Origin of the sequence: Streptomyces sp. CA2R106 (assembly GCF_037034245.1) — a bacterium.
Classification (GTDB): domain Bacteria; phylum Actinomycetota; class Actinomycetes; order Streptomycetales; family Streptomycetaceae; genus Actinacidiphila.
In genome coordinates, this window is record NZ_JBAGKC010000002.1 from 479175 (window position 1) to 503752 (window position 24578).

The 24578-nt window shown below is 75.1% G+C and carries 24 protein-coding genes; 9 read left to right on the plus strand and 15 right to left on the minus strand.

The features are described 5' to 3' along the window. Positions 1-11: 11 nt before the first annotated feature. Positions 12-1352 carry an extracellular solute-binding protein gene (locus WA788_RS05340; RefSeq protein ID WP_335972121.1) on the minus strand — a complete coding sequence of 447 codons (1341 nt, stop codon included), beginning with the start codon at positions 1350-1352 and terminating at the stop codon, positions 12-14. Positions 1353-1517: 165 nt separating this feature from the next. Then, on the minus strand, positions 1518-2690 hold the full coding sequence (locus WA788_RS05345; RefSeq protein ID WP_335972123.1) for a LacI family DNA-binding transcriptional regulator: 1173 nt from the start codon (positions 2688-2690) through the stop codon (positions 1518-1520). A 146-nt stretch (positions 2691-2836) separates the two neighbouring features. Here WA788_RS05345 and WA788_RS05350 point away from each other — a divergent pair, with 146 nt between their 5' ends. Beyond that, complete coding sequence (locus WA788_RS05350) at positions 2837-4696, plus strand: glycoside hydrolase family 2 protein (protein ID WP_335972125.1); 1860 nt, start codon at positions 2837-2839, stop codon at positions 4694-4696. A 108-nt stretch (positions 4697-4804) separates the two neighbouring features. Here WA788_RS05350 and WA788_RS05355 read toward each other — a convergent pair whose 3' ends face one another. After that, the gene (locus WA788_RS05355; RefSeq protein ID WP_335972128.1) at positions 4805-5347 is read right to left on the minus strand and encodes a hypothetical protein; all 543 of its coding nucleotides are present in this window, start codon (positions 5345-5347) and stop codon (positions 4805-4807) included. 204 nt (positions 5348-5551) lie between these two features. Between WA788_RS05355 and WA788_RS05360 the strand changes: the two genes are divergently transcribed. From WA788_RS05360 to WA788_RS05375, 4 genes are all read left to right on the plus strand, one after another. Continuing rightward, on the plus strand, positions 5552-6982 hold the full coding sequence (locus tag WA788_RS05360) for an MFS transporter (RefSeq protein ID WP_335972233.1): 1431 nt from the start codon (positions 5552-5554) through the stop codon (positions 6980-6982). 24 nt (positions 6983-7006) lie between these two features. Further along, positions 7007-7486: a MarR family winged helix-turn-helix transcriptional regulator gene (locus WA788_RS05365; RefSeq protein WP_335972129.1), complete on the plus strand. Its 480-nt coding sequence runs from the start codon at positions 7007-7009 to the stop codon at positions 7484-7486. Positions 7487-7749: 263 nt separating this feature from the next. After that, complete coding sequence (gene cutA, locus WA788_RS05370; RefSeq protein ID WP_335972131.1) at positions 7750-8073, plus strand: divalent-cation tolerance protein CutA; 324 nt, start codon at positions 7750-7752, stop codon at positions 8071-8073. A gap of 109 nt (positions 8074-8182) precedes the next feature. After that, on the plus strand, positions 8183-8890 hold the full coding sequence (locus WA788_RS05375) for a class I SAM-dependent methyltransferase (RefSeq protein ID WP_335972133.1): 708 nt from the start codon (positions 8183-8185) through the stop codon (positions 8888-8890). Here WA788_RS05375 and WA788_RS05380 read toward each other — a convergent pair. Beyond that, positions 8879-10288, minus strand: a complete 1410-nt coding sequence (locus WA788_RS05380; protein ID WP_335972135.1) for a hypothetical protein — start codon at positions 10286-10288, stop codon at positions 8879-8881. The genes WA788_RS05375 and WA788_RS05380 overlap by 12 nt on opposite strands. Before the next feature lie 367 nt (positions 10289-10655). Here WA788_RS05380 and WA788_RS05385 point away from each other — a divergent pair, with 367 nt between their 5' ends. Next, the gene (locus WA788_RS05385) at positions 10656-11855 is read left to right on the plus strand and encodes an MFS transporter (protein WP_335972137.1); all 1200 of its coding nucleotides are present in this window, start codon (positions 10656-10658) and stop codon (positions 11853-11855) included. A 68-nt stretch (positions 11856-11923) separates the two neighbouring features. On the opposite strand, the gene WA788_RS05390 is transcribed toward WA788_RS05385, so the two are convergent. From WA788_RS05390 to WA788_RS05425, 8 genes are all read right to left on the minus strand, one after another. Next, complete coding sequence (locus WA788_RS05390) at positions 11924-13645, minus strand: zinc ribbon domain-containing protein (protein ID WP_335972139.1); 1722 nt, start codon at positions 13643-13645, stop codon at positions 11924-11926. After that, positions 13632-14150: a phage tail protein gene (locus WA788_RS05395; RefSeq protein WP_335972234.1), complete on the minus strand. Its 519-nt coding sequence runs from the start codon at positions 14148-14150 to the stop codon at positions 13632-13634. Before WA788_RS05395 ends, WA788_RS05390 begins: the two co-directional genes overlap by 14 nt. 86 nt (positions 14151-14236) lie before the next feature. Next, the gene (locus WA788_RS05400) at positions 14237-16195 is read right to left on the minus strand and encodes a putative baseplate assembly protein (protein ID WP_335972141.1); all 1959 of its coding nucleotides are present in this window, start codon (positions 16193-16195) and stop codon (positions 14237-14239) included. Then, on the minus strand, positions 16195-16698 hold the full coding sequence (locus WA788_RS05405) for a GPW/gp25 family protein (RefSeq protein ID WP_335972143.1): 504 nt from the start codon (positions 16696-16698) through the stop codon (positions 16195-16197). The genes WA788_RS05400 and WA788_RS05405 overlap by 1 nt, the downstream gene beginning before the upstream one ends. Further along, a complete protein-coding gene (locus WA788_RS05410; protein WP_335972144.1) occupies positions 16698-18593 on the minus strand; it encodes a VgrG-related protein in 1896 nt (631 codons plus the stop codon). Before WA788_RS05410 ends, WA788_RS05405 begins: the two co-directional genes overlap by 1 nt. Next, positions 18590-19309 carry a CIS tube protein gene (locus WA788_RS05415; RefSeq protein WP_335972146.1) on the minus strand — a complete coding sequence of 240 codons (720 nt, stop codon included), beginning with the start codon at positions 19307-19309 and terminating at the stop codon, positions 18590-18592. The genes WA788_RS05410 and WA788_RS05415 overlap by 4 nt, the downstream gene beginning before the upstream one ends. Next, positions 19309-19746 carry a phage tail protein gene (locus WA788_RS05420; RefSeq protein ID WP_335972148.1) on the minus strand — a complete coding sequence of 146 codons (438 nt, stop codon included), beginning with the start codon at positions 19744-19746 and terminating at the stop codon, positions 19309-19311. Before WA788_RS05420 ends, WA788_RS05415 begins: the two co-directional genes overlap by 1 nt. A gap of 103 nt (positions 19747-19849) precedes the next feature. Further along, positions 19850-20830, minus strand: coding sequence for a hypothetical protein (locus WA788_RS05425; protein WP_335972150.1), 981 nt, complete (start codon positions 20828-20830; stop codon positions 19850-19852). Here WA788_RS05425 and WA788_RS05430 point away from each other — a divergent pair. The 3 genes from WA788_RS05430 (at position 20808) to WA788_RS05440 (ending at position 22220) form a co-directional block, all read left to right on the plus strand. After that, the gene (locus WA788_RS05430; RefSeq protein ID WP_335972152.1) at positions 20808-21530 is read left to right on the plus strand and encodes a hypothetical protein; all 723 of its coding nucleotides are present in this window, start codon (positions 20808-20810) and stop codon (positions 21528-21530) included. The genes WA788_RS05425 and WA788_RS05430 overlap by 23 nt on opposite strands. Positions 21531-21689: 159 nt before the next feature. Continuing rightward, positions 21690-21860: a hypothetical protein gene (locus WA788_RS05435; protein WP_335972154.1), complete on the plus strand. Its 171-nt coding sequence runs from the start codon at positions 21690-21692 to the stop codon at positions 21858-21860. A 36-nt stretch (positions 21861-21896) separates the two neighbouring features. Beyond that, complete coding sequence (locus WA788_RS05440) at positions 21897-22220, plus strand: hypothetical protein (protein ID WP_335972155.1); 324 nt, start codon at positions 21897-21899, stop codon at positions 22218-22220. Positions 22221-23426: 1206 nt separating this feature from the next. On the opposite strand, the gene WA788_RS05445 is transcribed toward WA788_RS05440, so the two are convergent. Genes WA788_RS05445 through WA788_RS05455 form a run of 3 tightly spaced genes read right to left on the minus strand, consistent with a single transcriptional unit; the run spans position 23427 to position 24516 of the window. After that, entirely contained in the window at positions 23427-23585 is a 159-nt protein-coding gene (locus WA788_RS05445) for a DUF6760 family protein (RefSeq protein ID WP_202234989.1), read from the minus strand. Then, positions 23582-24073: a hypothetical protein gene (locus tag WA788_RS05450; protein WP_335972156.1), complete on the minus strand. Its 492-nt coding sequence runs from the start codon at positions 24071-24073 to the stop codon at positions 23582-23584. The genes WA788_RS05445 and WA788_RS05450 overlap by 4 nt, the downstream gene beginning before the upstream one ends. Then, positions 24073-24516, minus strand: coding sequence for a phage tail protein (locus WA788_RS05455; RefSeq protein WP_202234991.1), 444 nt, complete (start codon positions 24514-24516; stop codon positions 24073-24075). The genes WA788_RS05450 and WA788_RS05455 overlap by 1 nt, the downstream gene beginning before the upstream one ends. Positions 24517-24578 lie beyond the last annotated feature (62 nt).

Below are 24578 nucleotides of genomic sequence, written 5' to 3' on the forward strand. Positions count from 1 at the left end.
GTGGCGGCCTCCTATCCGATCTTGACCGGCGGTCGGGCGGTGGTGTAGCGCTTCAGGTCCGAACGCAGCTGGGCGGCCCCCGCCTTGGGGGTGAGCCGGCCCGCGATGACCTCGATGATCGTGGAGCCCACCGTGGTCTGGAAGTCCGAGCCGGCGCCCGTGTACCAGGCGACCGGGTCGTAGACCGCGTTGAACGCGGCCTGGACGTAGTTGCGCTGCGGCGACTGGTCCTGGAACGCCTTGCTGCGCTGGGTGGGCAGCCAGGCCGGCACATGGCCGCCGTGCGCCCAGATCGCGCTGTTGTCGAGCAGGCTCTTGACGAACAGCGCCGCGTGCGCGGTGCGGGACGCCGAGCGCCTGCCGTTGTGCGGGATGATCAGCGAGTGCGAGTCGGCGTACGCCACCGGCTTGGGGCCGAGCAGCGCCGGGAAGGGCACCACGTTGAAGTGCAGGCCCTTGACGTCCCGGTAGGACGGGATCTGCCACTCGCCGTCGAAGAGGAAGCCCGACTTGCCGGTGGAGAACAGGGCGTTCACCCCGGAGCCGGTCAGGCTCTTGGGCATCAGCCCGCCCTTGGTCAGGCTCTGCATGAAGGCGAACGTGGACTGCGCCGCGTCCTCGTCCACCGCGACCCTGGTGCCCTCGTGCGTGACGACCGGCCCGGCGATCCCGGAGTAGATCATGCTGAAGAAGCGCCAGCAGGTGGACGGGTCGGCGGTGATCGACATGACCGCGCCGTACTGCGCGCCCGCGTCCTTCATCGCCTTGACCGCGTCGAGGAACTCCGCGGCGTTCTTCATCGGCTTCAGGTCGTCCCCGGCCGCGTTGAGCAGCCCGGCCTTCTGCGCCAGGTCGGTGTTGTAGTAGAGGACGAAGGGGTGGGTGTCCAGCGGGACCGCGTACACGGTCCCGCCGACGGTGGCCTTCTGCCAGGCGGCGGGGGTGAACTTGTCCGAGGTGATGCCCAGTTCCCCGACGCCCGCGTCCTCGACCGGGGTCAGCAGCCCGGAGGCCGCCAGCAGCGGCAGCCGGGACAGGTGGGAGATGCCGACGTCCGGTGGTGTGCCGCTGGCCGTGGCGAGTGCCAGCTTCGTGTAGTACGGGTTCCCCCAGCCCAGGATGGTCGCCTCGACGGACAGCCCGGGGTGGGTCTTGCGGAACGCCTTCTCCATCAGCACCATGTTGGCGCCGTCACCACCGGTGAACAGGTTCCAGAAGATGATGTCGGCGGTGTCCGGCTGCGTGCCGGCCAGTCCTGTGGCCAACGGGGAGGAGCACGCCGCGAGTCCTGCGGACATGGCCAGCCCTCCACCGAGCGCCAGGAACCGGCGGCGCCCCAACGCTCCGCTCATGGGCATATTCACCTCGTTAATTCGATGTGAACTCGATGCCGCAGACCATCGCATACGTTTTGCATCGATGCAATAGTCCGGTGGCAACTTCCCGGGCGGCGGGCCGCACGGCCGCCGCCGGAAGGTGCCCGGAGCCCGAGAGGGCAGGCCAGGGGTGGTGCGGGGCTACTTCGCGGGGCCGGTTCGCCGCGAGGACTCGCGGACCACGAGGCGGAACGGGGTCGAGGCGGAGGCGCCGGACCACTGCGCGGCGCCCTCGGCGTCACTTTCCGTGTCGGCGCCGCTGTGCTCGGTGGCCGGGCCGGGCGCCGGCTCGGAGGCTGCCCCGGTCGTTGCCGGGGCGGCCGTCTCCGCGGCCGCCCCGCTGTTGCCGTTGCCGGTCCCGTTGCCGTTCCCGTTCGCATTGCTGCGGATCTGCGCGTCCAGCAGGCTCAGCGACCGCTCGGCGATCGCGTCCAGGTCGGGCGCGATCGAGGTCAGCGGGGGATGGGTGTACGCGCACTCGGGGATGTCGTCCACGCCCACCACCGCGACCTCGTCCGGCACCCGCACGCCCGACGCGTCCAGCGCGCGCAGCGCACCCACCGCCAGCGCGTCGTTGAACGCGAAGATCGCGTCGGGCAGCGGCCCGCTGCCCTCCAGCAGCCGCAGGGTCGTGGTGTAGCCGTGCTCCCTGGTCCAGTCGTCCACCGGCTCGACCAGCCAGTTCACCCGGCGGACCCCGGCCGCCGACAGCGCCTGCTGGTAGCCCTCGGCGCGCTGCCGGCCGTTCTCGCTGCCGTTGCGGCCCAGCGCCACGATCCGCTGGCAGCCCTGTGCGAGCAGGTGCTCCACGGCGGCGCGGGCGGCGGCCACGTTGTCGATGCCGACCCGCGGCAGGTGGTCGCCGACATTGTGCTCACCCAGCATGACCAGCGGGAAGTCCGGCCCGGTGGCGGGCGCGTCGGTGGCCGGCAGGGTGAGCGCGCTGAACAGCACCCCGTCGGCGACGTTCGTCAGGCCGCCCGCCAGGATGCGCCGCTCGACCTCCGGGTCGCCGCCGGTGGACTCCACGAGCACGGTGGTCCCGCGCCGGGCCGCGGCCTGGATGACCGCCTGTGCCAGGGCGGCAAAGTACGGCTCGACCACGAACGGCACCGCCAGCGCGACGAACCCGGTGCGGCCCGAGCGCAGGCCGCGCGCGAGGTAGTCCATCTTGTAGCCCAGCTCGTCCAGCGAGCGCTGCACCCGGGCCCGCGTCGCCTCGCTGACGTGCGCGTATCCGCTGACCACATTGGACACGGTCCGCACCGACACGCCCGCGTGCTCGGCGACGTCGCGCATCCTGACTCTGGCCACCAGGGTTCCCCCTCTGGTCGGGACGGGCCGCGCCTGCTCGGAAACCTTGCCTCTTGCATCGATGCAAATTATCGCTCAAGCTGGACGCCGTCATTGATCACACGAATTTTACGACGCCCGATGTCGGGCAGGCAGAAGGAGGAGCCGTGAGGGCGAGCGAGCAGGACGGGACCTACCCGCGGCCGATGCTCTGCCGGGAGCAGTGGACCAGCCTCGACGGCGCGTGGGAGTTCGGCTACGACGACGCGGCCGCCGGCGAGCGCGAGGGCTGGTTCGCGGCGGGCGCCGGCGGGGACGGGGCGGGCGCACCGTTCGACCGGCAGATCACCGTGCCCTTCCCGCCGGAGTCCCCGGCGTCCGGCATCGGCGAGACCGGGCGCCACCCCGTGGTCTGGTACCGCCGCGGCATCCCGCACACCGCCCTCGTGCCGGACACCGCGGCCGAGGACGGCGCCGCGCGCCGCGCCCTGATCCACTTCGGTGCCGTGGACCACCGGGCGAAGGTCTGGCTGGACGGCACGCTGGTGGCCGAACACGTGGGCGGCCAGACGCCGTTCACCGCCGACGTGACCGACGCGCTGCGCCCCGGCGCCGCCGAGCACGTCCTGGTGGTCCGCGCCGAGGACGACCCGGCCGAACTGGCGCAGGCGCGCGGCAAGCAGGACTGGCAGGAGCGGCCGCACGCGGTCTGGTACGAGCGGACCACCGGCATCTGGCAGAGCGTGTGGGCCGAGTCCGTGCCCGCCCGGCACGTCACCGACCTGGCGTGGACCACCGACCCGATCCGCGGTGTGACCGCCGAGGTGGAGCTCGCCGGGCAGCCGGCCGGCCCGCTCACCGTGGACGTGGTGATCAGCCGCGGCGACCGGGTGCTCGCGCGGACCTCGGCGGCCGTCGACGGCCGCCGGGCCCGGATCGACGTCGCGATCCCCGCGCTGCGCAACGGCATCGACCGCGAGGATCTGCTGTGGCGCCCGGAGCAGCCGGTGCTGCTGGACGCCCGGGTCACCGTGCGCACCGCGGACGGGTCCGCCGCGGTGGACGAGGTGGACAGCTACGTCGGGGTGCGCTCCGCCGAGGTCGGGCGCGGCGCCTTCCTGCTCAACGGCCACCCGTACTTCGTGCGGTCGGTGCTCAACCAGGGCTACCGCCCGCGCACCCTGCTCGCCAACGCCGGCACCGAGGAGCTGCGCCGCGAGGTCGAGCTGACCAAGGCGATGGGCTTCAACGCCACCCGCATCCACCAGAAGGCCGAGGACCCGCGGTTCCTGTACTGGGCCGACCGGCTCGGGCTGCTGGTGTGGGGCGAGACCGGCGCCACGTACGACTACTGCGGGGTGGCCGTCGAGTCGCTGACCCGGGAGTGGCTGGAGCTGGTGCGCCGCGACCGCAGCCACCCGAGCATCGTCACCTGGGTGCCGATCAACGAGAGCTGGGGCATCACGGACATCACCCGCGACCCGGCGCAGCACCACTTCTCGGTGGCGCTGGCCAACCTCACCCGCGCGCTCGACCCGACCCGGCCGGTCGTCTCCAACGAGGGCTGGGAGCACACCGACAGCGACATCCTCGGCGTGCACGACTACACCGCCGACCCGGAGCTGCTGACCGCGCGCTACGGGGACGCCGCCGGGTTCGACGCGCTGCTCGCCGGCCCGGGCCCGTCCGGCCGTACGCTCTCGCTCACCGCGCGGCAGGCCGAGCGTTTCGCCGCCGGGGACGCCCCGCTGATGGTCACCGAGTTCGGCGGGCTGTCGCTGGGCTCGCACGAGGGCGACTTCGCGTACACCTACACCGACTCCGACACCCAGTACGCGGCGCTGCTGCGGGAGCTGTTCAAGCCGCTGCTGGACAGCCCGCTGGTCGCGGGCTACTGCTACACGCAGTTCATGGACACCGCGCAGGAGACGAACGGCCTGCTCTTCGACGACGGCCGCCCGAAGCTGCCGCTGGAGACGATCCGCGAGATCGTCACCGGCACGAAGGGGGAGGGCGCCGGGGCGTGAGCCTGCCCGACGGCGTACGCCGCCCCGGCCCGGTCCTGCGACCGGTCCGGGGCGGCGGCGTGTGCGGGGAGTGTGCGGGGGGCGTGCGCGGGGGCGGCGTACGACCGCTCAGCCGCGCGCGGGCACCGTGTAGAAGGGGACCTCCTGGTACGCCGCCAGGTTCGGGTCGTCGGCGGAGACCCGGCTCGGGGCGGCCGGGCAGAGCAGGTGCACGCCCTGGGCCCGCTCCTGGCGGGCGACCCAGCGGGCCTGGCTGAGCATGCCGGCGCCGATCCCGGTGATCACCAGCCCCGCGGGTATCCCGGTGGTGTAGGCGATGAGCAGCCCGACGCCGAGCGTCACGACCACCGTCGAGGTCATCGGGCGGGTGACGCGCTCGAAGGTCTCCTCCGGCGCGGTCACCACGGACTCCTCCGGCGCGGGCGCCGCCGCCTCCAGCCGGGCCCGGTACCAGGCGCGGCGCGGCCCCGCGGACCACGCGCACGGCACGGCGAACAGCAGCGCCCCGATCACGGCGACCGCCGCGCCGCTCAGCCCCTTGGTGTGCCCGAGCAGGACGGGCAGCGCCCCGGCCGCCCCGGAGAGTACCGCGAGCCAGCCCAGCGCCCGGGCCGATCCGACGACACCGACCAGGTCAGGTTTGGTGCTCACGCGTACGTTCCTCCGCCCGTCCGGCTGTTCGAATCGACTCCCGAAGGATCGTAACCGGACGACCCCGTGACGGGTCCCGAACAGTTCGGTAACCGATGTATTGTCGGGGGTATGACGACGCGCACGGGGGCCCGGCCCGCGACCGGCGGACCGGGACACGAGCACGAGCATGGGCCCGGGCCCGGCCGCGGGCACCGGCCGGCGCTGCTGCTGCGCGAGCGGGCGCGGCCGGACGCGATACGGGACCGCCCGTCCGCCTGGTGGCTGGCCGTCGCGACGGTCTGCTTCGGCGCCTTCATGGGCCAGCTGGACGCGAGCATCGTCACGCTCACCTACGGCGGGCTGCGCCGGCAGTTCGACACCTCGCCCGCCGCCGTGGAGTGGGTCTCGCTCGCCTACCTGCTGGTGCTGATCGCCCTGCTGGTCCCGGCCGGGCGGCTGTCCGACGCCCACGGGCGCAAGCTGCTCTACCTCTACGGGTTCGCCGTGTTCACGGCCGCCTCCGCCGTGTGCGGACTGGCCCCCTCGCTGCTGGTGCTGGTCGTCTTCCGCGGGGTGCAGGCGGTCGGTGCCGCGCTGATGCAGGCGAACAGCGTCGCGCTGGTCACCACGAGCGCGCCGCGCGAACGGATGCGGGCCGCGCTCGGCGTGCAGGCCGCGGCCCAGGCGCTCGGCCTGGCGCTCGGGCCCACCGTCGGAGGCGTGCTGGTCTCCACGCTCGGCTGGCGCTGGGTCTTCGGGGTCAACGTCCCGATCGGCGTACTGGCGCTGGTCGCCGGGCACTACCTGCTGCCGCGCACCCGCGAGCGGCGCGCCACCGGCGGCTTCGACTGGCCCGGGCTGGCGCTGCTCGCCGCCGCGACCGGCTGCGGCCTGCTCGGCGTCTCGGCCGCCTCCGGCCTGCCGGTGCCCGCATGGGCGGTCGCCGGGCTCTTCGCCGCGGCGCTCGCGGCCGGCTGGGGGTTCGTCGCCCGGCAGGCCCGCACCCGCGCACCCCTGCTCGACCTCGCGCTGGTCCGCGGCCGCACGGTCGCGCTCGGGCTGGTGGGTGCGCTCAGCGGGTACCTCGTGCTGTTCGGGCCGCTGGTGCTGGTGCCGGTGGTGCTGACCGCCTCGGGCTCCTCCGAACTGGCCGCCGGGCTCGTACTCACCGCGCTCCCCGCGGGGTTCGCGGTGGCCGCGACCGGCGCCGACCGGGTGCTGCCGCGCGGGCTGTCCGACCGCGGCCGGTGCGTGCTGGGCGCCGCGGTGCTCACCGCGGCCACCGCGGCGATGCTGGCGGCGCCGCTGACGCGGGGCGTGCTGGCCGTACTGCTCGCCGTCGTCGGCCTCGGGCTCGGCACCTTCACGCCCGCGAACAACACGATGGTCATGTCGGCGATCCCGCGGGGGGCCGCCGGGACCGGCGGCGGCCTGGTCAACATGGCGCGCGGCCTCGGCACCGCGCTCGGCGTCGCCCTCGTCACCCTCGCGCTCCACCTCGGCGAACGCTTCGGCTCGGCCGCTCCCGGCTCCACCGCCCCCGCGCGGTGGGCGCTCGCGGTGCTGGTGGCCGCCGCCGCGGCGGCCCTGGCGGCGGCCTGGTCCGGGGAACGGCCCGCGGCCCGTACGGACGGTTCCTCGCGGGTCAGTTGAGGTACGGCGCCGTAGGCTTGGGTCATGTCGTCGTCCCAGCCGTCCCCCGAACTCGCCGCGGCCGCCGACGCCTCGGACGCCCGCCGGCTCACCGAGGCCGTCACCCGCCTGCGCCGCGCGCTGCGCGCGTCGATCCGGACCGACTACCCCTGGGAGACCCTGCCGATGGCGCAGGTCGAACTCCTCCAGGTCCTCGCCGAGCGCTCCCCGGCGCGGGTGAGCGAACTCGCCACCCGGCAGCGGCTTGCCAACAGCACGGTGAGCGGGCTGATCGGGCAGATGATCACCTCCGGGCTCGTCACCCGCGATGTCGACCCCGGGGAGCGGCGGGCCGCGGCCGTCTCCCTCACCGACCTCGGCCGCGAGCAGCTCGCCGCATGGACCCGGGCGCACGAACGCCGTCTCGACGCCGCGCTCGCCGCCCTCGACGACGCCGACCGCGCCGCCGTCCGCGCCGCCCTCCCGGCCCTCTTCCACCTCGTCGACCACCTCACCACGCAGTAGCCCCCGGCGGCCCGGCACGGAAGGACGGCCCCCGCCCCCGCACGGGGCGAGTTGCGCGGCTGCGTCTCGGGGGCGCGGGGAACTGCGCGACCGGCCACGTGCCGGCGGGTGGCCCGGGAACTGCCGGTGGGGGCCTGGGGGGGTTGGGTGTGGTGGGTGGAGGGTGCGTGTTGGGGGCGCGGGGAACTGCGCGACCAGCCATGGACCGGCGGGTGGTCCGGGAACAGCCGTTGGGGGCAGGGCGGGCGGGATACGGAGGACTGATGAGCGGATACGTGAGCGTGGCGACGACGACGGACGGTGCGGAGCGGGCGGGGGAGTTGGCGCGGGTGGTGGTGGAGCGGAGGGCCGCGGCGTGCGCGCAGGTCGAGGGTCCGCTGCGCTCGGTGTACTGGTGGGAGGGCGAGGTGCGGGTCGAGGAGGAGTGGCGCGTGGTGTTCAAGGCCCCCGCGGACCGGTACGGCGACCTGGAGGCGGCGATCAAGGCGGCCCACACCTACGAGACCCCCGAGATCATCGCGACCGCGATCGAGCGGGGCAGCGCGGAGTACCTCGCGTGGCTGGACGAGGAGACCAGGCCCCGCTGACCGCCCCCGGTTGCCGGAACGGCAAGGCCGCTTGGGGTTTCGGCACGCGAAGCCGCAGGCTCGCCCGTACCGGGGCCAACCGGTTGCCGGACTGAGCGGAGGAGTACGCATGGGCGAGGCGGCGTCGGCCGAGGAGTTCTGGGACGGCCGGTACGGGGGCGGCGAGCGGATCTGGAGCGGGCGGCCGAACGAGGCCCTGGTGCGCGAGGTGCGCGGCATGGCACCCGGCACCGCGCTGGACCTGGGCTGCGGCGAGGGCGGCGACGCGATCTGGCTGGCCGGCCAGGGCTGGCGCGTGGTCGGCGTGGACATCTCCCGGAAGGCGCTGGAGCGGGCGGCGGCGCACGCCGAGGACGCGGGGCTCGCCGGTCAGGTGGAGTGGCGCCGCCACGACCTGGCCGCGGACTTCCCCGCGGGCAGCTACGACCTGGTCTCCGCGCACTTCCTGCACTCGCCGGTCGAGATGCCGCGCGAGGCGATCCTGCGGTCGGCCGCGGCCGCGGTCGCCCCGGGCGGGGTGCTCCTGGTGGTCGGGCACGCGGGCTGGCCCGCGGGCGAGGCGGACCCGGACCTCGACGTGCACTTCCCGACCCCGGACGAGGTCCACGCGAGCCTCGAACTGCCGCCCGGCCAGTGGGAGGTGCTGGTCGCGTCGGAGTACGAGCGGGAGTTCACCGACCCCGAGGGCCGCGTCCGGACCCGCCCGGACAACACCCTCAAGCTGCGCCGGGCGAAGGCCCCGACACCTGCCCCGACACCTGCCCCGACACCTGCCACGGCGCCTGCCCCGGCGCCCGGGCGGACCTCAGCTCGGTGACAGCCGGTACAGCGCCGCCGCGCCCCCCGCGAGGGTGACCGTGAGGTCGGACGGCCGGCTCGCCCGCGGATAGGTCGCGCTCGACGCGTCGAAACGGGCGACCGCCTTCACCGCCGTCGCGTCCAGCCCGATCCGCACCGTCCCGGACCCGTCCGGATCGCGGTTGACCACGAGCAGGTGCCGGGTGCCGTCGTCCGCCCCGGCGGGCTTGAAGACCGCGAGGATCGCGGGGCCGCCGCTCGCCGCGGTGACGTGGCTGCCGGGCGCGAAGGCGGTGGTGCCGACGGGCGCCGGGGTGTCGTTGACGTGCTGCACCGACTCCGAGACCAGCGGCTTGAGTTGGCGCCCGACGGGCTGGAGCCAGCCGCTGTTGAGGTCGGCGGCCGCGTCGTAGAGCGGGGTGCGCTTGCCGTCGGTGGTGACCAGCGCCTGGGTGTACCCCTCGCCGCGGGCCGGGTCGGGCGTCCAGTACGTGAAGTACTGGATGCCCTTGCAGCCGTACGCCAGGCTCACGTTGACCTGCCAGGCCAACTGCTGTGCGCTCGGGGTGACATGCCCGCTGAAGCCGGTGGACTGGATGTACGTCCACGCCGGTATGCCCGCCTGGAGCGCGGCGGCGCGGACGATCGCCCAGGTCTCGAAGTACGCCGTGTCCAGCCCCTCGGTGAGGAACGGGTAGCGGTCGAAGGAGATCAGCGCGGGCTTGACCGTGTCGAGGTAAGTGCGCACGAAGCGTTCGTAGCGCGCGCCGTTGCCGCGGTTGATGTTGGCGTACGGCAGCAGGCCGGGGGTGGCGGAGCGGACGATGCCGGTGAGCGTGCCGAGGTTGGGGAAGCGCTCGGTTTGGGGCTCGTCGTAGAGGCTGAGCCCGGCGAACGACGCGTGGCGCCCGTAGGTGCCGGTGGCCGACCGTATCCAGTCGGTGGCGTCGTCGGTGGTGATCGAGGCGGGCACGCTGCGGTCGTCGGTGACGGTCATGTGCTGCGCGACCACGCTCACCCGCGGGTCGCCGGCCACCAGCACCTTCAGGCCGACCTGGTCGGCCAGGCCGAGCGCCTGGTTCGCGCTGGCCTCGTCGAGCTGGTAGTTGCCGGTGATCAGGAAGGTGAAGCCCGCGTCGGTGATCTCCTGGTAGCGGGCGAGCGTCGTCTCGTAGGGGTGCGGCGGCCAGTACAGGCCGATCGGGAAGTCCGGACCGCCGGTCAGCGGCAGGTCGGCGCTCGCCGCGGCCGTCGCGGACCGGTCCGAGCCGCCGGTCGCCGCGACCACCCGGCCCACCGTGGCGGCGCCGGCCGCGAGCACCCCGGCGCCCATGCCCGCCGCCTGCAGCAGCGCCCGCCGGTTCAGGCCCCGCGCCCCTCCGGGCGCCGAGGGCGCCGGAATCCTCCGCTCCGACACGGCCTGCTCCCTTCGTGGCCCCCGGGCGGGGCCGTCTCTACCTGCTGGTGCCGTCCTGGCCTCCTGGCCTCCTGGCCTCCTGGCCTCCAGGCAAAGTACGACAGCGGGTGCACATCTCCCTATAGCCGGGCGAAACCACCGGCCTCGCCCGGGTGAAGACCCGGTGCCGCCCGCGCCCCGCAACTGCCCTGCGCCGCCCGGCGATCCGGACCCGCCCGCCGCCCGGCCGCCCGGCCGCCCCCGTGACCGATCCCACAGCCCGGCACCCCGGCCGCCGCGGAGAGCGACGGCCCGGCCGCCCTCGGTGAGACGGCGGGCGGTGGCCCGGGTCCCGCCGCCGCGCCGCCGCAGCCCCTACCGTGAAGGGATGACGCCTTCCGACGCGGGACAGCGCCCCGTACGGCCCTGGTACGCGCTGGCCGCCGTGGTCTTCGCGGTGGGCATGGCGGGCACCACGCTGCCGACCCCGCTGTACGGCCTGTACCGCCAGCAGCTCGGCTTCTCCGAGTTCATGGTGACCGTGGTCTTCGCCGTCTACGCCTGCGGTGTGATCGCCGCGCTGCTCGTCGCCGGGAACTTCTCCGACCTGCTGGGGCGGCGGCCGGTGCTGCTGGCCGGGCTGGTGCTCTCCGCGCTGAGCGCGGTCTGCTTCGTGGTCGAGGGCGGGCTGCCGCTGCTGTTCGCCGGGCGCCTGCTGTCCGGCTTCGCCGCCGGGCTGTTCTCCGGCGCCGGCACCGCCGCCGTCACCGAACTGGCCGCGCCCGCGCAGCGCGGACGGGCCTCCTTCGCCGCGACCGCCGCCAACATGGGCGGGCTGGGCTGCGGCCCGATGATCGCCGGACTGCTCGCGCAGTACGAGCCCGAGCCGCTGCGGCTGCCCTACTTGGTGCACCTCGGCCTGCTCGCGGTCTGCGCCGCGGTGGTGTGGGCGATGCCGGAGACGGTGCGCCGCCGCGACCCGCGGCCCCCGCTGCGCCCGCAGGGCATGGCCGTACCGGCCGAGGTGCGGGGGGTGTTCGCGCCCGCCGCGCTCGCCGCCTTCGCCGGCTTCTCCGTGATGGGGCTGTTCACCGCGATCGCCCCGTCGTTCGCCGCGCAGTACCTGGGGGTGACCGACCTGGCGGTGTCCGGCGCCGTGGTGCTGTCGGTGTTCCTCGCCTCCACCGTGGGGCAGTCGCTGGTGGTCAGGACCGGGGTGGCCCGCGCGCTGCCGCTGGGCAGCCTGGTGCTGATGGCGGGGCTGGTGCTGATCGGCGGCGCGCTGCTCGCGGAGTCCCTGGGCCTGCTGGTCGCGGGCGCGGTGGTCAGCGGCATCGGGCAGGGCATGGCGTTCCGCGGCGCGGTGGCCGCGGTGAGCCGGGTCGCGCCCGCCGAGCGGCGCGGCGCGACGATCTCCGCGCTGTTCGTCGCCGCCTACGTCGGTATCGCGCTGCCGGTGGTCGGCATCGGCGCGCTCGCCGTGGGGGTGGGGCTGCGCACCGCGGGCCTGGTCTTCGTGGCCTGTGTGATCGCGATGTCCGGCACGGTCGCGGCCTACCTGCTGCGCCGCCCGCTGCCCGCGACCTGAACGCGGCGCGGGCGGCCGCACGGCCCCGGGGACCGTACGACCGCCCGCCTTCCCGCCTCAGCCGGCGGTCAGTTGGAGTGCTTCGGGCCGAAGAACTCGATCTCGGCGATCGCCACCTGCTTCTTCGCGTCGGTCCCGTAGGAGGACTGCACGGTGAAGCGCACCGAGGTGACCTTGTCGGCGCGGAAGGAGACGGTCTGGCCGCCGCTGCCCTGGTCCAGGGTGACGTGGCGGACGTGGGTCTTCCCGTCGGACGTGGTCAGGGTGACGTCCAGCTGGTGCGGCTCCGCGGACTTCGACAGGTCCGTCGGCTGCGTCGACTCGCCAGGGGTGATGACGAGGTTCAGCAGGTGCACCGGCTGGAGGAAGTCCGCCTGGAGCCACTGGCCGGCCCCGGACTCCGAGATGCCCGGCCCCCACCAGGTGTTGTTGAACTCGTCGAACGCCAGCTTCGGGCCGTGGTCCTTGAACGAGCGCGACGCGTGCACCGAGTCCGGGACGACCGGCGCCCGCTTGGCGAAGTGGTCCTTCGTGGCCTGCACCCCGGCGGGGATGTGCATCGCGCCGATCACCACCGCCACCGCGGCGGCCGCGGCGAACAGCCAGGTCACCACCCGGCCCAGGTTGCGGCGCAGCCGCGGCCGCTCACCGGCCCACGGCGCCTCCCGCCGGCGCCGCAGGAAGAAGTCCAGCACCCGCCGCCACCACGGGCGCCGCGCCCGCTCGTCGTACGGCCGGCCCGCCATCGGCATCGCGCAGCGGCGGCAGAAGTGCCGGTCGGGGCGGTTGCCGGTCTCGCACCAGGGGCAGCCGACCGGGCCGTCGTCGTCGGGCAGCGCGCCCGGCGTACGCACCAGCGGCCGCGCCGCGACCGGGCGGCCCGGCATCACCGCGCCCACCGACGGCGCCGTCGGCGGCCGCTGGGTCGGGTCCGCGACCGGGATCAGCAGCGCCCGGGCCCGCTCCTCCGCCGACTGGGCCTGCGGCTGCGGCTCCTGCGGCGGTTCCGGCTGCTCCTCCTGCTCGTACGGCGCCTCGGCCGCGTACCCCGCCTGGGCCGCCGCGAAGGACTCGGGCGTGTACGTCTCGGGCTCGTACGGCTCCGGTTCGTGCTGCGGGGCCTGGGCGTAGGGGTCGTAGGCGCGCAGCGGACCGTACTGCTGCTGGTCGGGCTGCGGCTGCGGCGGCAACTGCGGGATCGCCGGAGGCTGTTCGAGGGTGTCCTCCATCGGGTCGGTGCCCGCCCGGGGCGCGACCGGCGGGGCCGCGTCGGGCTGCGGCTGCCCCGGCAGGCTCACCGCGGAGCGCCAGCGGGCCGGCGGGGCCGGGCTCTGCGGCGGCGCCGTCCAGCCCTCCTGGGCGGCGCCCGTGCCGCCGACCGGGCCGGCGGACTTGTCGCCCGGGTCCCCGATCACGTCCTGCCCGCCGCCGGAGCCGCGGCCGCCGGCGCCCGTGCCGGCGTGCGGCGGCAGCGGCCCCGCACCCCCGGACCCGGCCCCGGCCCCAGACCCGGAACCGGCCCCGGACCCCGACCCGCTGCCGCCCGCGCCGGAGCCGCCGCCCGCGCCCGGCGGGGTGCCCGGCGCGCCGCCGGCGGACGACGAACCCCCGCCGCCCGCCGCGCTCGCCGCCGGCTCCGCGCGCCGCGCGGCCGCCGCGGCGGGCCGGTCCGCCCAGCCGAGCACCGCCCCGCACCCGTCGCAGAACGACTGGTCGGGACCGGCCTGCGTGCCGCACTCGGCGCAGGTCCGCGCCCGTGGCGGCTGGGCGTCATAGCTACGTCCGGTCACCTTCGGAGGTCCTTTCAACCGCGGTCACCTCGACCGTGTAGGGCATGTGGGCGGGGCGGGCGGCCGCCACCAGGCGGTCCAGCCGCACCTGGTCGGACGGGCCGGCGCCGGGCAGCCGTATCGCGACGTGCAGGTGCGGGCGCTGCTCGCCGGGCACCGGGCCGAGCGGCCGCGCGTCCCAGTCCGCGGCGCCGCTCTCGCTGATCTCCGGCTCCACGCCGAACGCGAGCCGCACCACCTCGGCCAGGCCCCGCCGGGTGCCGCGGATGCGGTGCAGGCGCGCGGCGGCGGCCACCGCCCGGCGCAGGGCGGCGACGTCCTCGACGCCGTCGGTCTCCGCGCCCACCCAGTCGCCGAGCCAGCGGGTGAAGTCCGCGGGGGCCAGCGACGGCGCGAAGTACGCCTCCAGGCAGTCCAGCACGTTGTGGATCGGCGCCAGCACCTCGTCGAGACCGGCGACGAAGCGCTGCGCGAGGTCGTCCTCGGCGAAGACGGCCGGCAGCATCGCGCCGAGCGGCGCGGACGAGCCGAGCCCGTCGATCGAGCCGCGCCGCCCGGGCGCTGTCGCCTTGCCGAAGTCGACGCCTGCGGTCACTCCTGGCCCCCGATCACACGCACCCGGTGGTCAAAGGAGAAGACCAGGGACGGCGGTTCGAGGTCGATCCGCTCGGTGGGGTCGCCGCGCTTGCCGGTGAGCGGGTCGGCCGGGTGCAGCAGCACCTCGTCGACCAGCTCCACTCCGGGCACCCGCTGGAGCACCGCGAAGACCTCGCCGGCCTGCACCGGCCGGCCGAACGCCCAACCGGTGCCGCCGGCGCCGCCGGTGAGCGGGTCCAGGTGCCGGTACAGGGCGTCGTGCGCGCGCTGCCGGACCATCTCGGTGTCGGTGCCGCGGAAGGCGTGCAGCGTCGCCACCACCGTGACGCCCTGGTAGTAGGGCGGCCCGACCGCGAGCCGGGTGCCGATCAGCCGCCGGTCGTCGAGGTAGTTCGTGATCCGCTCCAGCAGGGCGTCGTCCGGCACCAGCTGCTCGAACCGCAGCCGCCCGCCGAGGTCGGTGACGGCCTGCGGCACCACCAGCACCCGCACCGCGTGGGCGCCGTGCTCGTCCGGGTCGGCGGCCAGGCAGGTGATCCGGGCGGTCTCCGGCGCGGCCCGGCGGGCCAGCTCCTCGTAGTCCCGCAGCGTCACCGCGCGGTCCTGGGCGCGCAGCGTGATCGGCGCGCGGGCCTTGGCCTCGTCGACGGTCTCGCCGTCCACCCCGCCCTTGGCGGCCTCGCGGTTGACCACCTCGGCGACGTACGGCACCGAGTTGCGCAGCACCTGGATCGCGCCGCGCGCGACGTTCCCGGCCCGGCCGCCGCCGGTGCGGTAGCGGCGGACCCGGATCGCGGCGCCCATCGGCGGCACCGCGCCGTACTGCCGCAGGGTGCCGTCGGACTCGCGCACGGCCGGGCCGAAGGCGATCTCGCCGGTGGCCGCGTCGAGCGTGACGTGCCGGTCGTACGGGCCGGACGCGGCGAAGTGCCCGACCACGTCCCAGTCGACCCAGCCGTTGTCGTCGGTGACCTGGAGCAGCATCGCGGGCACGTCGCCGACCACCGGGTAGTGCGCCAGCCGCAGCCGCTGGCCGGGCAGCCCGGTGGACTCGCCGAGCATCTCGTCGCGGATCGTCTCGGCGTGCACCACGCCGGTGGTGCCGCCGATGGTGAACGCCTCGACCGACCGCACGGTCGGCGAGGTGGTGTAGAACGGCTGCCCGGTCAGCGGCTCGGTGACCCGGCAGCGCAGCCAGCCCGCCTCGCGCCGCCCGGACCGGGACGGGGTGTGGCCGCCGGGCACGTGCAGCACCACCTCGCCGGGCCGGTTGAGGCCACCGGTGCCGTCCCGGTCCACCTCGCACTCCACCCAGCCGTCCGCGGTCCACGCCTCCCAGACCAGCGGCGGCTGCCGCGGGTCCACACCGACACCGTCCACCCGGCTGTCCAGGGTCAGCGCGACCGCGCAGTTCGGCACGGCCGCCGACAGCCCCAGCAGCATGCAGTCACCCGGCCGCGGCGACTGGCTGAAGCACAGCAGGTCGCCGCCCTCGGCCAGGTCCGAGGTGCGGTCCACCGCGCCCTTCTCCCCGTGCTGCATCACCAGGTACTCCAGCGAGCACGGCACCACTGTCAGTTCGGCCTCGGTGGCGAAGACCACCGCTTCCTCGTTCTCGGTGCGGGAGGTGGCGACCTCGGTGCCGGCCGGCAGCCGGACCGGCTCGTCCACCGGCGCGGACAGCCAGAACGTCACGTCGGTGCGCGCGGCCGTCGGCGGGAAGAGGGTGATCCCGATCAGGTCGAGGAACGCCAGATGGTTCTTCTCCGGCACCCGGTTGAGCCGGTAGACGACCTGGTCGGCCATGTGGGCGACCGTCTCGACCAGGGTGATGCCCGGGTCGGAGACGTTGTGGTCGGTCCACTCGGGGGCGCGCTGCTGGATGTAGCGCTTGGCGTCGTCCACGAACTGCTGGAAGCGGCGGTCGTCGAGGTTGGGGGAGGGCAGGGCCATCAGCGGTCGCTTTCGGTGGCCGGCCGGGAGCCCGTGGACGACCCTTCGGGGAGGGCGTGGGAACCGGGGAGGCCGGGGGAGGAACTGGCGGAGGCGGGCAGGTCGGGGATGTCGTGCGAGGGGATGGTGTAGAAGGGGAAGACCAGGCTGCGCGGGTTGTTGGTGCCCCGCACCGAGTAGCGCACGTCGATGTAGAGCACGCCCTGCGCGTCACCGGCGGTGACCTCCACGTCCTCCACCTCGATCCTCGGCTCCCAGCGGTCCAGACTGGTGTACACCTCGTGCTGGATACGGCCGGCCGTCGCCTCGTTGACCGGCGCGAAGACCATCTCGTGGATGGCGCAGCCGAACTCCGGCCGCATCGGGCGCTCGCCCGGCGCGGTGGCGAGCACCAGCCGCATCGCCTCCTCGATCTCCGCCTGGCCGCTGACCATGGCGATGCCGCCGCCCGGGCCGATCCGCAGCGGGAACGCCCAGCCGGTACCGACGAATTGCTCTGCCATCACACCACCGGCATCCCGTTGGCGGTGACCACGCCGAGCAGCATGACGTTGGTTCCGTCCACCGTGACATCCAGCGGCGAGCTGAGCATCAGCGCGCCCTCGCCGGAGACGGTGGCGACACCCACGGCGTTCAGCTCCAGCGCGGCCAGCGCGTTGATCGCGACCGCTCCCAGCGAGCGGGCACTGATGGTGCCCGCCTCGATGTCGAGGACACCGCCGCTCTTCAGCGACATCCGGCCGCCCGCCTTGAGCGACAGGTTGGCGCCCGCCTCGACCGACACCGACCGGCTGCCCTTGATGCTCACCGAGCCCTTGCTGTCCACGGTGATCTCGGTGCGGGTCCGGTCCAGGTTGATCACCAGCCGGTCGTCACCGGAGCTCACCCGCACCCCGCGCTTGCCGCCGACCCGCTGGTCGAGCAGGTCCACCCGGTTGTTGCTGCGGTCGGCGAGGGTGTGCCGCACCACCCGGCCGCTGGTCGCGTCGTACGGCTGGACATCCGACTTGCCGGGCTTGTCCTTGCCGTTGTACAGCCCGCCGATCACGAACGGGTGGTCCAGCGCGCCCCGGTCGAAGGACACCAGCACCTCGTCGCCGACGTCCGGGCCGATCAGCCCGCCGCCGCCGTACCCGCCGAACTGCACGGTCCGGGTCCAGTCGCTGATGTACGTGTCGTCCAGCCACGGGAAGCGCAGCTTGACCCGGCCCTGCTTGAGCGGGTCCTTGATGTCGGTGACCAGCGCGTTGGCCACGCCCGGCAGCCGCGAGGCGCCCGCCGGGGCGGCGCCGCTGCCGCCGGAGGCCAGCCCGTACAGCGACCGCCACTGCCGGCCGCTGACGGTCAGCCAGGTCTCGTAGTGCCGGCCCGCGCCGAAGGTGTGGCGGGCCGCGGTCACCGTGTACTTGCCCTCGAAGGGCGCGCCGACGTCGGCCAGCGCCACCGGGACCCCGGGCCGCAGCTTCGGGTTCCCGTGCACCGTCACCTCCACCTCGGCGAAGGAGCTGGTGACGTCGTCCGACAGCGACTTGGCCGCGTTCGTCACCTCGCCCTGCTTGTCGTACGGGATCTCCGTCTCGACGAGCGTCGCCGGCCCGAACGCGGTGACCGCCGCCGCCGGGCTGGTGCCGATCTTGATACCGGGGTTGTCCGCGGCCGTGGACCGCCCCACCAGGTCCCGCTTGGTCGTCACGTCCCAGCCGCGCGCCTCCACCTTGCTCACCTGGTCCGCGGAGGTCACCGCGGACCGGCAGCGCAGGATGTCGACGCCCGCCTCCAGCACGTACGGGCTCTTGTCGCTCGGCGTGCTCACCGGCGGCGCACCGGAGGCCGGGTCCGGCTTCTCGAACTGGAAGGTGCCCTTGGAACTCAGGGACATCACCATCCCGTTCTCGTCCGCGAGCCGGCTCAGGAAGTCCCAGTCGGTGACGTTGGCCTGGGTGATGAACTCGTACAGCGTCTTGGTCGACTCGATCTTGCCGATCGGGACCTTGTCCTGCGCGGCGAGCTTGCGGGCGATGTCCGAGGCGGTCATGTTGCGGTAGGCCACCACCCGGCGCTGCCGCAGCATCCGGTGCCCGAGGTCGTAGCCGCGGATCACGCTGAACGTGCCGGTGCCGTCGTAGTCCGTCTCCAGCCCGGTGATCTCACCGGTGAGCAGCGGCGACTGCGCCCCCTGCCCGTCGGCGACCGGGGCCAGCACCACCGGCTCGCCGAGCTTGGCGCCGACCTGGCCGAGCACCTTCCGCTTCGGGTCGCGGAAGGTCAGCTGGAACGCGCCCGGCACGCCCGCCCCGAAGTCCACCCAGCCGCCGACCAGCAGCGTGGCCATGGTCGGGGTCAGCGGCGCGCCGCCGATCGTGACGTGCAGGACGTTGGAGTAGCCGATCTTGGTCATCGCAGGCCGACCTCCTCGGCGGCCGGCAGGATGAGTTCGGTGCCCGGCTCCAGCCGCGACGGGTCGTCGATGCCGTTGCTCTCGGCGATGGTGCGCCACACGGTGGCGTCACCGTACTCCCGCCAGGCCAGGTGCTGGAGCGAGTCGCCGGACACCACCCGGTGCACCCGGCGGGCGGTCAGCGCGCCCGACGTCGGGTTCTGGCCGAGGGTGTTGCTCGGGATCTCGTTGAGCTGCACCCGGCAGGTGGCCCGGATCGGCGTACCGGTGGTGCTGAACAGGGTGTAGGACGCCTCCACCGAGGAGACGTACGCGGTGAACCGGGCGGTGGAGAACGAGCCCCACTGGAAGACCACCCACGGCGTCGAGGGCTGCTTCGCCTCGATGCTCGCCGACGTCACCTCGCAGCAGGAGAAGAGCGCCTCCACGTTCTTGCGCACGTCGTTGCTGCTCGGGTCGTCGGACCGGTCGAGGAAGATCTCGACCGACATCTCCCGCGGCTCGGGCCCCATGAACTCCGGCAGCGAGCCGTCCCGGACGGCCGCGGTCGGCGTGGTCTTCCACTGCGCCCGCCGGGTGAGCGACAGCTCCGAGGGGTTGAAGTCGAAGTCGAAGTTCTTGATCAGGCCGCCCGGCGTGGTGCTGTAGCCGATCGGCGGCTGGTGGATGGCGAGCGAGGCCCGTACCAGGCTCTTGCCCGCGCCGACGCTGCTCATTACGCCGCCCCCGCATCCGTGAAGCCGTGGTGGGCGATCTCCAGCACCTCGTTGGCGACCGACGGGCTGTTCGGGTCGAGCGACGGGCCGCGCCAGCTCACCGGCAGCACGTCGATCAGCCCCCAGCGCGCGACGACCGAGCCGTCCGCGCGCAGCGCCGCGATCTGCGCGGTGGGCCGGGTCACGCCGGTGGTGATGGACGTGATCCAGGCCGCCACCTTGGAGGTGTCCGGGGTGAGCGGCCGGGTGAGTGTGATGTTCGAGAACGTCACCCGGGACGGCAGGCTCCACACGAAGCCGTTGTTGCCGCCCTCCTGGTGCTGGTGGATCTCGACGGAGGAGCCCAGCCCCTCGCAGCCGTTGAACACGCCCAGGCTCTCGCCGTCGATGGTCAGGTTGAAGAAGATGGTTGAGCCGGGGTCGAGCTCGCTGGCCATCGATCACTGCCTTTCTGCGGACGAGTCGGGTGGGCCCGGATACGGGCCCGCGGGTACGGGCACTGCGCGGGTGCGCCGCGGACGTGGCGGTGCCGCGGCGCGGTCAGCGGCGGGAGTCACGCAACCTGCCGATCCGCTCCCGGTCCATGCGCAGTTCGGTGCGCAGCAGCCGGGACAGCGGGCCGATCAGGCGGTGCGTCAACTCGTCGACCTGGCCATCGGACAGCGTACGGGCGTCGAAGCCGGCACCCGACTCGTCCCCGGCCGGGGAGGCGGTACGGGTGTCGAACGGGCTGTACGCGGGCGGCGGATCGGACGGAGGGTGTGAACCGCCCCCGCCTCCGCCGCCCTTGTTCCCGCCGCCTCCGCCGTCCCGGTGGGCCGTCACGGCCGTGACCCGCGCCTCCGCGGTGCGCTGGGGGCTGACGAACTTCGCCAGCGACGTGGTGGCCGGCGTCGCGGGCACCCGCTGCACCGGCAACTCGGCCGTGGGCGCGGTCCGTACGGGGCTGAGCGGCGCGGTGGCCTGCGGGGCGCTGCCGGCGTGCGCGGTCTGTGCGGCCTGCGCGGCCTGGAGCGCCTGGATGGACCGCACCGCTTGGGCGTCGGCGGACGGAGCCGCGGGCGCCGAGGGGGCCATCGCGCGCTGGACGAGCGGCTGGACGGGGGGCTGGGCCGGCTGACCGGGTCGGCCGGGCTGGGTGGGCGCTTGTACGGGCGCGGGCGCCGCCGCGGGTACGGCGGCCGGTGCGGGGCGCGCGGACCGCAACGGTACGGCGGCGGCGCGTTGGACCGACGGCTGCGCGGCCGCGGCGGCGGTGCGTACGGGCCCGAGCGGCACGGCCGGCGATACGGCGGCGCCGGGCGCCGCGGGGGCGGCCGGGGTGCGCTGGACCTGGAACCGGGCCTGCGGCTGGGCTGCGGGTGCTGCGGGTGCCGTGGGGGCCGCGGTCGGGAACGCCTCGGCGACGCCTGTGAAGGGCAGCGCGTCGGCGCCGTGCCGCACCGGGCCGGTGCTGGTGGGGCGCGGGTCCGGGCTCGGGCTCGGCGCGGAGGCCGGGGTGGCGGGCGCGCGGAGCGCCACGGCGGCGGCCGCCGCGGCCGACGCCGCGCGCTGGACCACCGTGCGGGGCCCGGCCGGGCCGGTGGCCGGTGCGGGCGTCGCGACGGCCGGTGCGGGGGTGGGTGCGGATGCGGGTGCGGTGGTGCTGCGCTGGACCGCAGGGGCGGGGGCTGCTGCGGGGGCGCTGGCCGGTCCGGTGGGGCGCAGCGGCACGGCCGCGGGCGCGGTCGGCTGCCCTGGTCCGGCGGGCTGGATCGGGCGGAGCGTGGTCCGCACCGGCCGGGCGGACGCCAACGGGCGTGCGACGGTGGCGCGTTGGACGACCGGGGTGGTCGGCGCCGGGCTTGCCGGGGCGCTGACCGCAGTCGCCGGGGTGCCTGGTTCGGCTGGGGCGGCCGGTGCAGCTGTGGCGGCCGAGGCCGGGGCCGGGGGAGCGGGTGGAGCGGCGCTGCGCTGGACGGGTGCGGTCACGGGCGCGGGCGCGGTGGGTGATGTGGTCGCCGCGCCCGGCGAACGGACCTGCGCGGCAGCCGCGTTGGGGGCGGCCGGCGGCGTCGCGGACGGCCGGACCGCGGGCGCGGCCGTGGTCGCGGAGCGCTGCACCGTACGGCCGGTGAGCGGCTTCGCACCGGCCGGCGGCGCGGACAGGGGGGCGCCCAGCAGCGGCCGTTGCCGGGGCGCGGCACCGCTGGGTGCGGCGGGCGCGGCGGCGGAACGCTGAACAGGCTGCGGGACGGCGGAACTTGGCGCTGCTGCCGAGGTCGAAGAGGTCGAAGAAGTCGAAGGGTTGGAAGGGGCACCGGGCGGCGGGGAGACGGGGAGCGTGGAAGTCGGCCCGTTTGCGGCGGACTTGGGCGCGTCGAGGCCAGTTGCCGGGGCCGTGGGCGCCGTGGTGCTGCGCTGGACCGCCGGAGGTACGGCCGGAGTCGAGCCGGTCGCGGCCGAGGACGGTGCGGCAGGCGCGGCTGCGGCGGACGTGGGCGCGCCGAGGCCGGTGGCCCGGGGCGGCGGGGACGTCGGCCCGGCGGTGGTGCTGCGCTGGACCGCCTGAGACGCGGCGGGAGCCGGGCCGGGCCTGGACGACGACGTGGGCGCGCCGAGACCGGGTGCCCTTGCTGCCCGAGGAGCCGCCGGGCTCGCCGGAGCCGACGGGGTGCCGGGCGGCGGGGAGACGGGGAGTGCGGAAGTCGCCTCGGTCGCCGCGGGCTTGGGTGCGTCCAGGCTGGTCGCCGGGGCCGTGGGCGCCGTGGTGCTGCGCTGGACCGCCGGAGGTACGGCCGGAGTCGGTCCGGTCCCGGCCGGAGCCGAGGCGGCCGGGCGGCCGGGCGTCGTCGGCGTCGTGGCCGCAGGGGGAGCGGATGCCGCGGCGCCGGACGCGGAGGGTGCCGCAGGCGCGGTGGCGCTGCGCTGAACCGGCGGGCCGGCGGCGGGAGCCGACGCCGAGGTCGACGGTGCCGTCGTCGTGCGCTGGGGCGCGGACGCCGGAGGCGTCGGCTTCGCCGGGGAAGTGGCGGCGGCCGTGCGTCGCTGGACCTGGGGCGCCGCGGGCGCGGCCCCCGGACCGGAGACGGGCGCGCCGAGCCCCGCCCGGCGGATGCCGGACGCCGTGGCAGGCGCGGCCTGCCGCTGAACGGGCGCCACCGGCAGGGCAGCCGGGGCGCTCGCAGGCGCGGGTGCCGCGGGTGTCGAGGGTGCCGTGGGTACGGCGGACGAGCCGGATGCCGGGGCCGCGGTACCGCCCGTACGGGTGGCCTGCCGCTGGACCGGTGCGGCAGCCGGTGCGGGTGCGGGTGCGGGTGCCGGCCCGGACGGAGCGCTCCCACCCGGACCGCCGAACCCGCCCGATCCCGTCGAACCGCCCGGTGCGCCGGGCCCGTTGCCGTCCGACCCGCCGCTGGTCCCACCGCTCGTACCGCCGCCGGGAGGCGCGGCCGAAGTAGTCGGGGCGGCCGGAGCTGCCGGGGCCTTCGCCACCGCGGGCAGCGCGCGGCGCGCCACCGGCGGTGCGGGCGCCCGGGTGAGCGCCGGGGGTGCGGCGGGCGCCGCGGCCGGCGCCGTCAGCGGCACCACGCGGGGCCCGGCGGCGCGCGTCGCGGCCACCGTGCGCTGCACGGCGGGTCCGGGCGTGGCCCGCGGCGGGCCGCCGCCGGCGTCACCACCGTGGTCGTGGTCGCCGACCACGGCCACCGGCAGCGAGATCGGCGGATGGCCGCTGCCCGGCGCGGCGGCCGGTGCCGGGGTGAGCACGTCCCGGATCACCCCGGTCGGGGCGTCGTCGAGCACGACGTGCGCCAACTCCCCGGTGAACGAGGGGTTCTGCCACGCCGAAAGGGTGCCGCCGAAGTGCGCGGCCGCGACCGAGGGCCCGGCCGGGCGGGCCAACGCCCGCTGGATCGGCGGCAGCACGGACCAGCCGGGCGGCCCGGCCGGTGCCGCGGCGGCAGCCGCCGTACCGGTGCCGGCACCGGGGCCCGGGGCGGCAGCCGGCGTGCCGCCGGCCGTTGCCCCGGCTGCCGCGGCGTCCGCCGGCCGCGTGCCGCCCGTCTGCGTGCCTGCGCGTGCGCGGGCCCGTCCGGCCCACCGGTCAAGGATTCCCATGGCCGTTACCCCGCCCCGGTCACCGCTCGGCCGTGGCACGCGTGACGAGCGAGGCGATCTGCTCGGCGTACCTGCGGCGGTCGCGGTGTTCGAGGTCCAGGATGTCCTCCAGGCTCCAGTGGAAGTGGTAGGCGATGTACGCGATCTCCTCGTGCACCCGGTCGGTCGCGTACGTCACGATTCCCCCAGGCGGCTCCCGCCGAGCTCGACCTCGAACGGCTGCTCGCAGTGCGGACAGGTCACGCCGGCGCGGGTGTGGCCCTCGGCGTTGATCTGGCGGTAGAAGTCCTGGAGGAAGGCGAGGTCGGAGGCGAACATGTTCTCCACCACGCCGTCGTGCATGTGCGGCACCGTACCGAGCCGGGTGATCACCCGGCCCAGCAGGACCACGGACAGATACGCCGGGTTCTCCTGCACCCGCAGGTCCCGCAGCGGGATCAGCTCGTCCCTGGCGGTGGCCAGGCGCATGGTCCCCTCGCGGTGCACTGTGCCCGCCTCGTCCACGTAGCCGCGCGGCAGCTCGAACGCGAACTCGGTGCGCAACTGGCGCCGTACGGGCGCGGGTTCGGCGGCCGGCGGCTGCGCCGCCGGCGCCGCGGCGGCCACGGGGGCCGTCGCGGCGCCGTCGGGCATCGGCCCCGACCGGGGAGCCGTTCCTCGGCGCATTACTCCATGATCATTTCTTCGTAGGTGATCGTGACGGTCTCGGTCAGCGCCGACGCCTCACCGGCCTTGACGGTGCTCGCCGAGACCTTGCTGCACCACGCCTGCCGCAGGTGGTACCGCTTCACCGGGTTGTTCATGTAGTCCATCACCAGGATGCTGGCGTTCTTGCGGGCCGAGCCCATGTCGCCGCGGACCGAGGCGTTGATCCAGTCGTTGAACGCGGTGGACTGCGTCATGCCGCGCACGACGGTCGCCTCACCCGCCTTCTTCACGCCCGGCATCTTCTTGGTGACCGGCTGGCCGTTCGCCGACACCTGCTGGTACTCGATGACGTCCTGGGTCATGTCCAGGCCGTTGACCTCCTGGAGGTACTCGACCATCACCCCGTCGATCTGGAGGCCGAAGTTGTGTGAGGTGAGCGCATCACCTGGCTGGAGACTCATCGCCGCTGTTCCTTCGCTTCGCGCTGCTCGTACGTCATGCCGTGCTGGTCCTGCTGCTGTTC

Bases quoted from the DNA above. Each gene is read 5' to 3' on its own strand.
- WA788_RS05415 (WP_335972146.1), bottom strand. From the start codon at position 19,309: ATGAGCAGCGTCGGCGCGGGCAAGAGCCTGGTACGGGCCTCGCTCGCC.
- WA788_RS05455 (WP_202234991.1), bottom strand. From the start codon at position 24,516: ATGAGTCTCCAGCCAGGTGATGCGCTCACCTCACACAACTTCGGCCTC.
- WA788_RS05410 (WP_335972144.1), bottom strand. From the start codon at position 18,593: ATGACCAAGATCGGCTACTCCAACGTCCTGCACGTCACGATCGGCGGC.
- WA788_RS05400 (WP_335972141.1), bottom strand. From the start codon at position 16,195: ATGGCCCTGCCCTCCCCCAACCTCGACGACCGCCGCTTCCAGCAGTTC.
- WA788_RS05450 (WP_335972156.1), bottom strand. From the start codon at position 24,073: ATGCGCCGAGGAACGGCTCCCCGGTCGGGGCCGATGCCCGACGGCGCC.
- WA788_RS05420 (WP_335972148.1), bottom strand. From the start codon at position 19,746: ATGGCCAGCGAGCTCGACCCCGGCTCAACCATCTTCTTCAACCTGACC.
- WA788_RS05375 (WP_335972133.1), top strand. From the start codon at position 8,183: ATGGGCGAGGCGGCGTCGGCCGAGGAGTTCTGGGACGGCCGGTACGGG.
- WA788_RS05340 (WP_335972121.1), bottom strand. From the start codon at position 1,352: ATGAGCGGAGCGTTGGGGCGCCGCCGGTTCCTGGCGCTCGGTGGAGGG.
- WA788_RS05385 (WP_335972137.1), top strand. From the start codon at position 10,656: ATGACGCCTTCCGACGCGGGACAGCGCCCCGTACGGCCCTGGTACGCG.
- WA788_RS05395 (WP_335972234.1), bottom strand. From the start codon at position 14,150: ATGCTGCCGGCCGTCTTCGCCGAGGACGACCTCGCGCAGCGCTTCGTC.
- cutA (WP_335972131.1), top strand. From the start codon at position 7,750: ATGAGCGGATACGTGAGCGTGGCGACGACGACGGACGGTGCGGAGCGG.
- WA788_RS05365 (WP_335972129.1), top strand. From the start codon at position 7,007: ATGTCGTCGTCCCAGCCGTCCCCCGAACTCGCCGCGGCCGCCGACGCC.
- WA788_RS05405 (WP_335972143.1), bottom strand. From the start codon at position 16,698: ATGGCAGAGCAATTCGTCGGTACCGGCTGGGCGTTCCCGCTGCGGATC.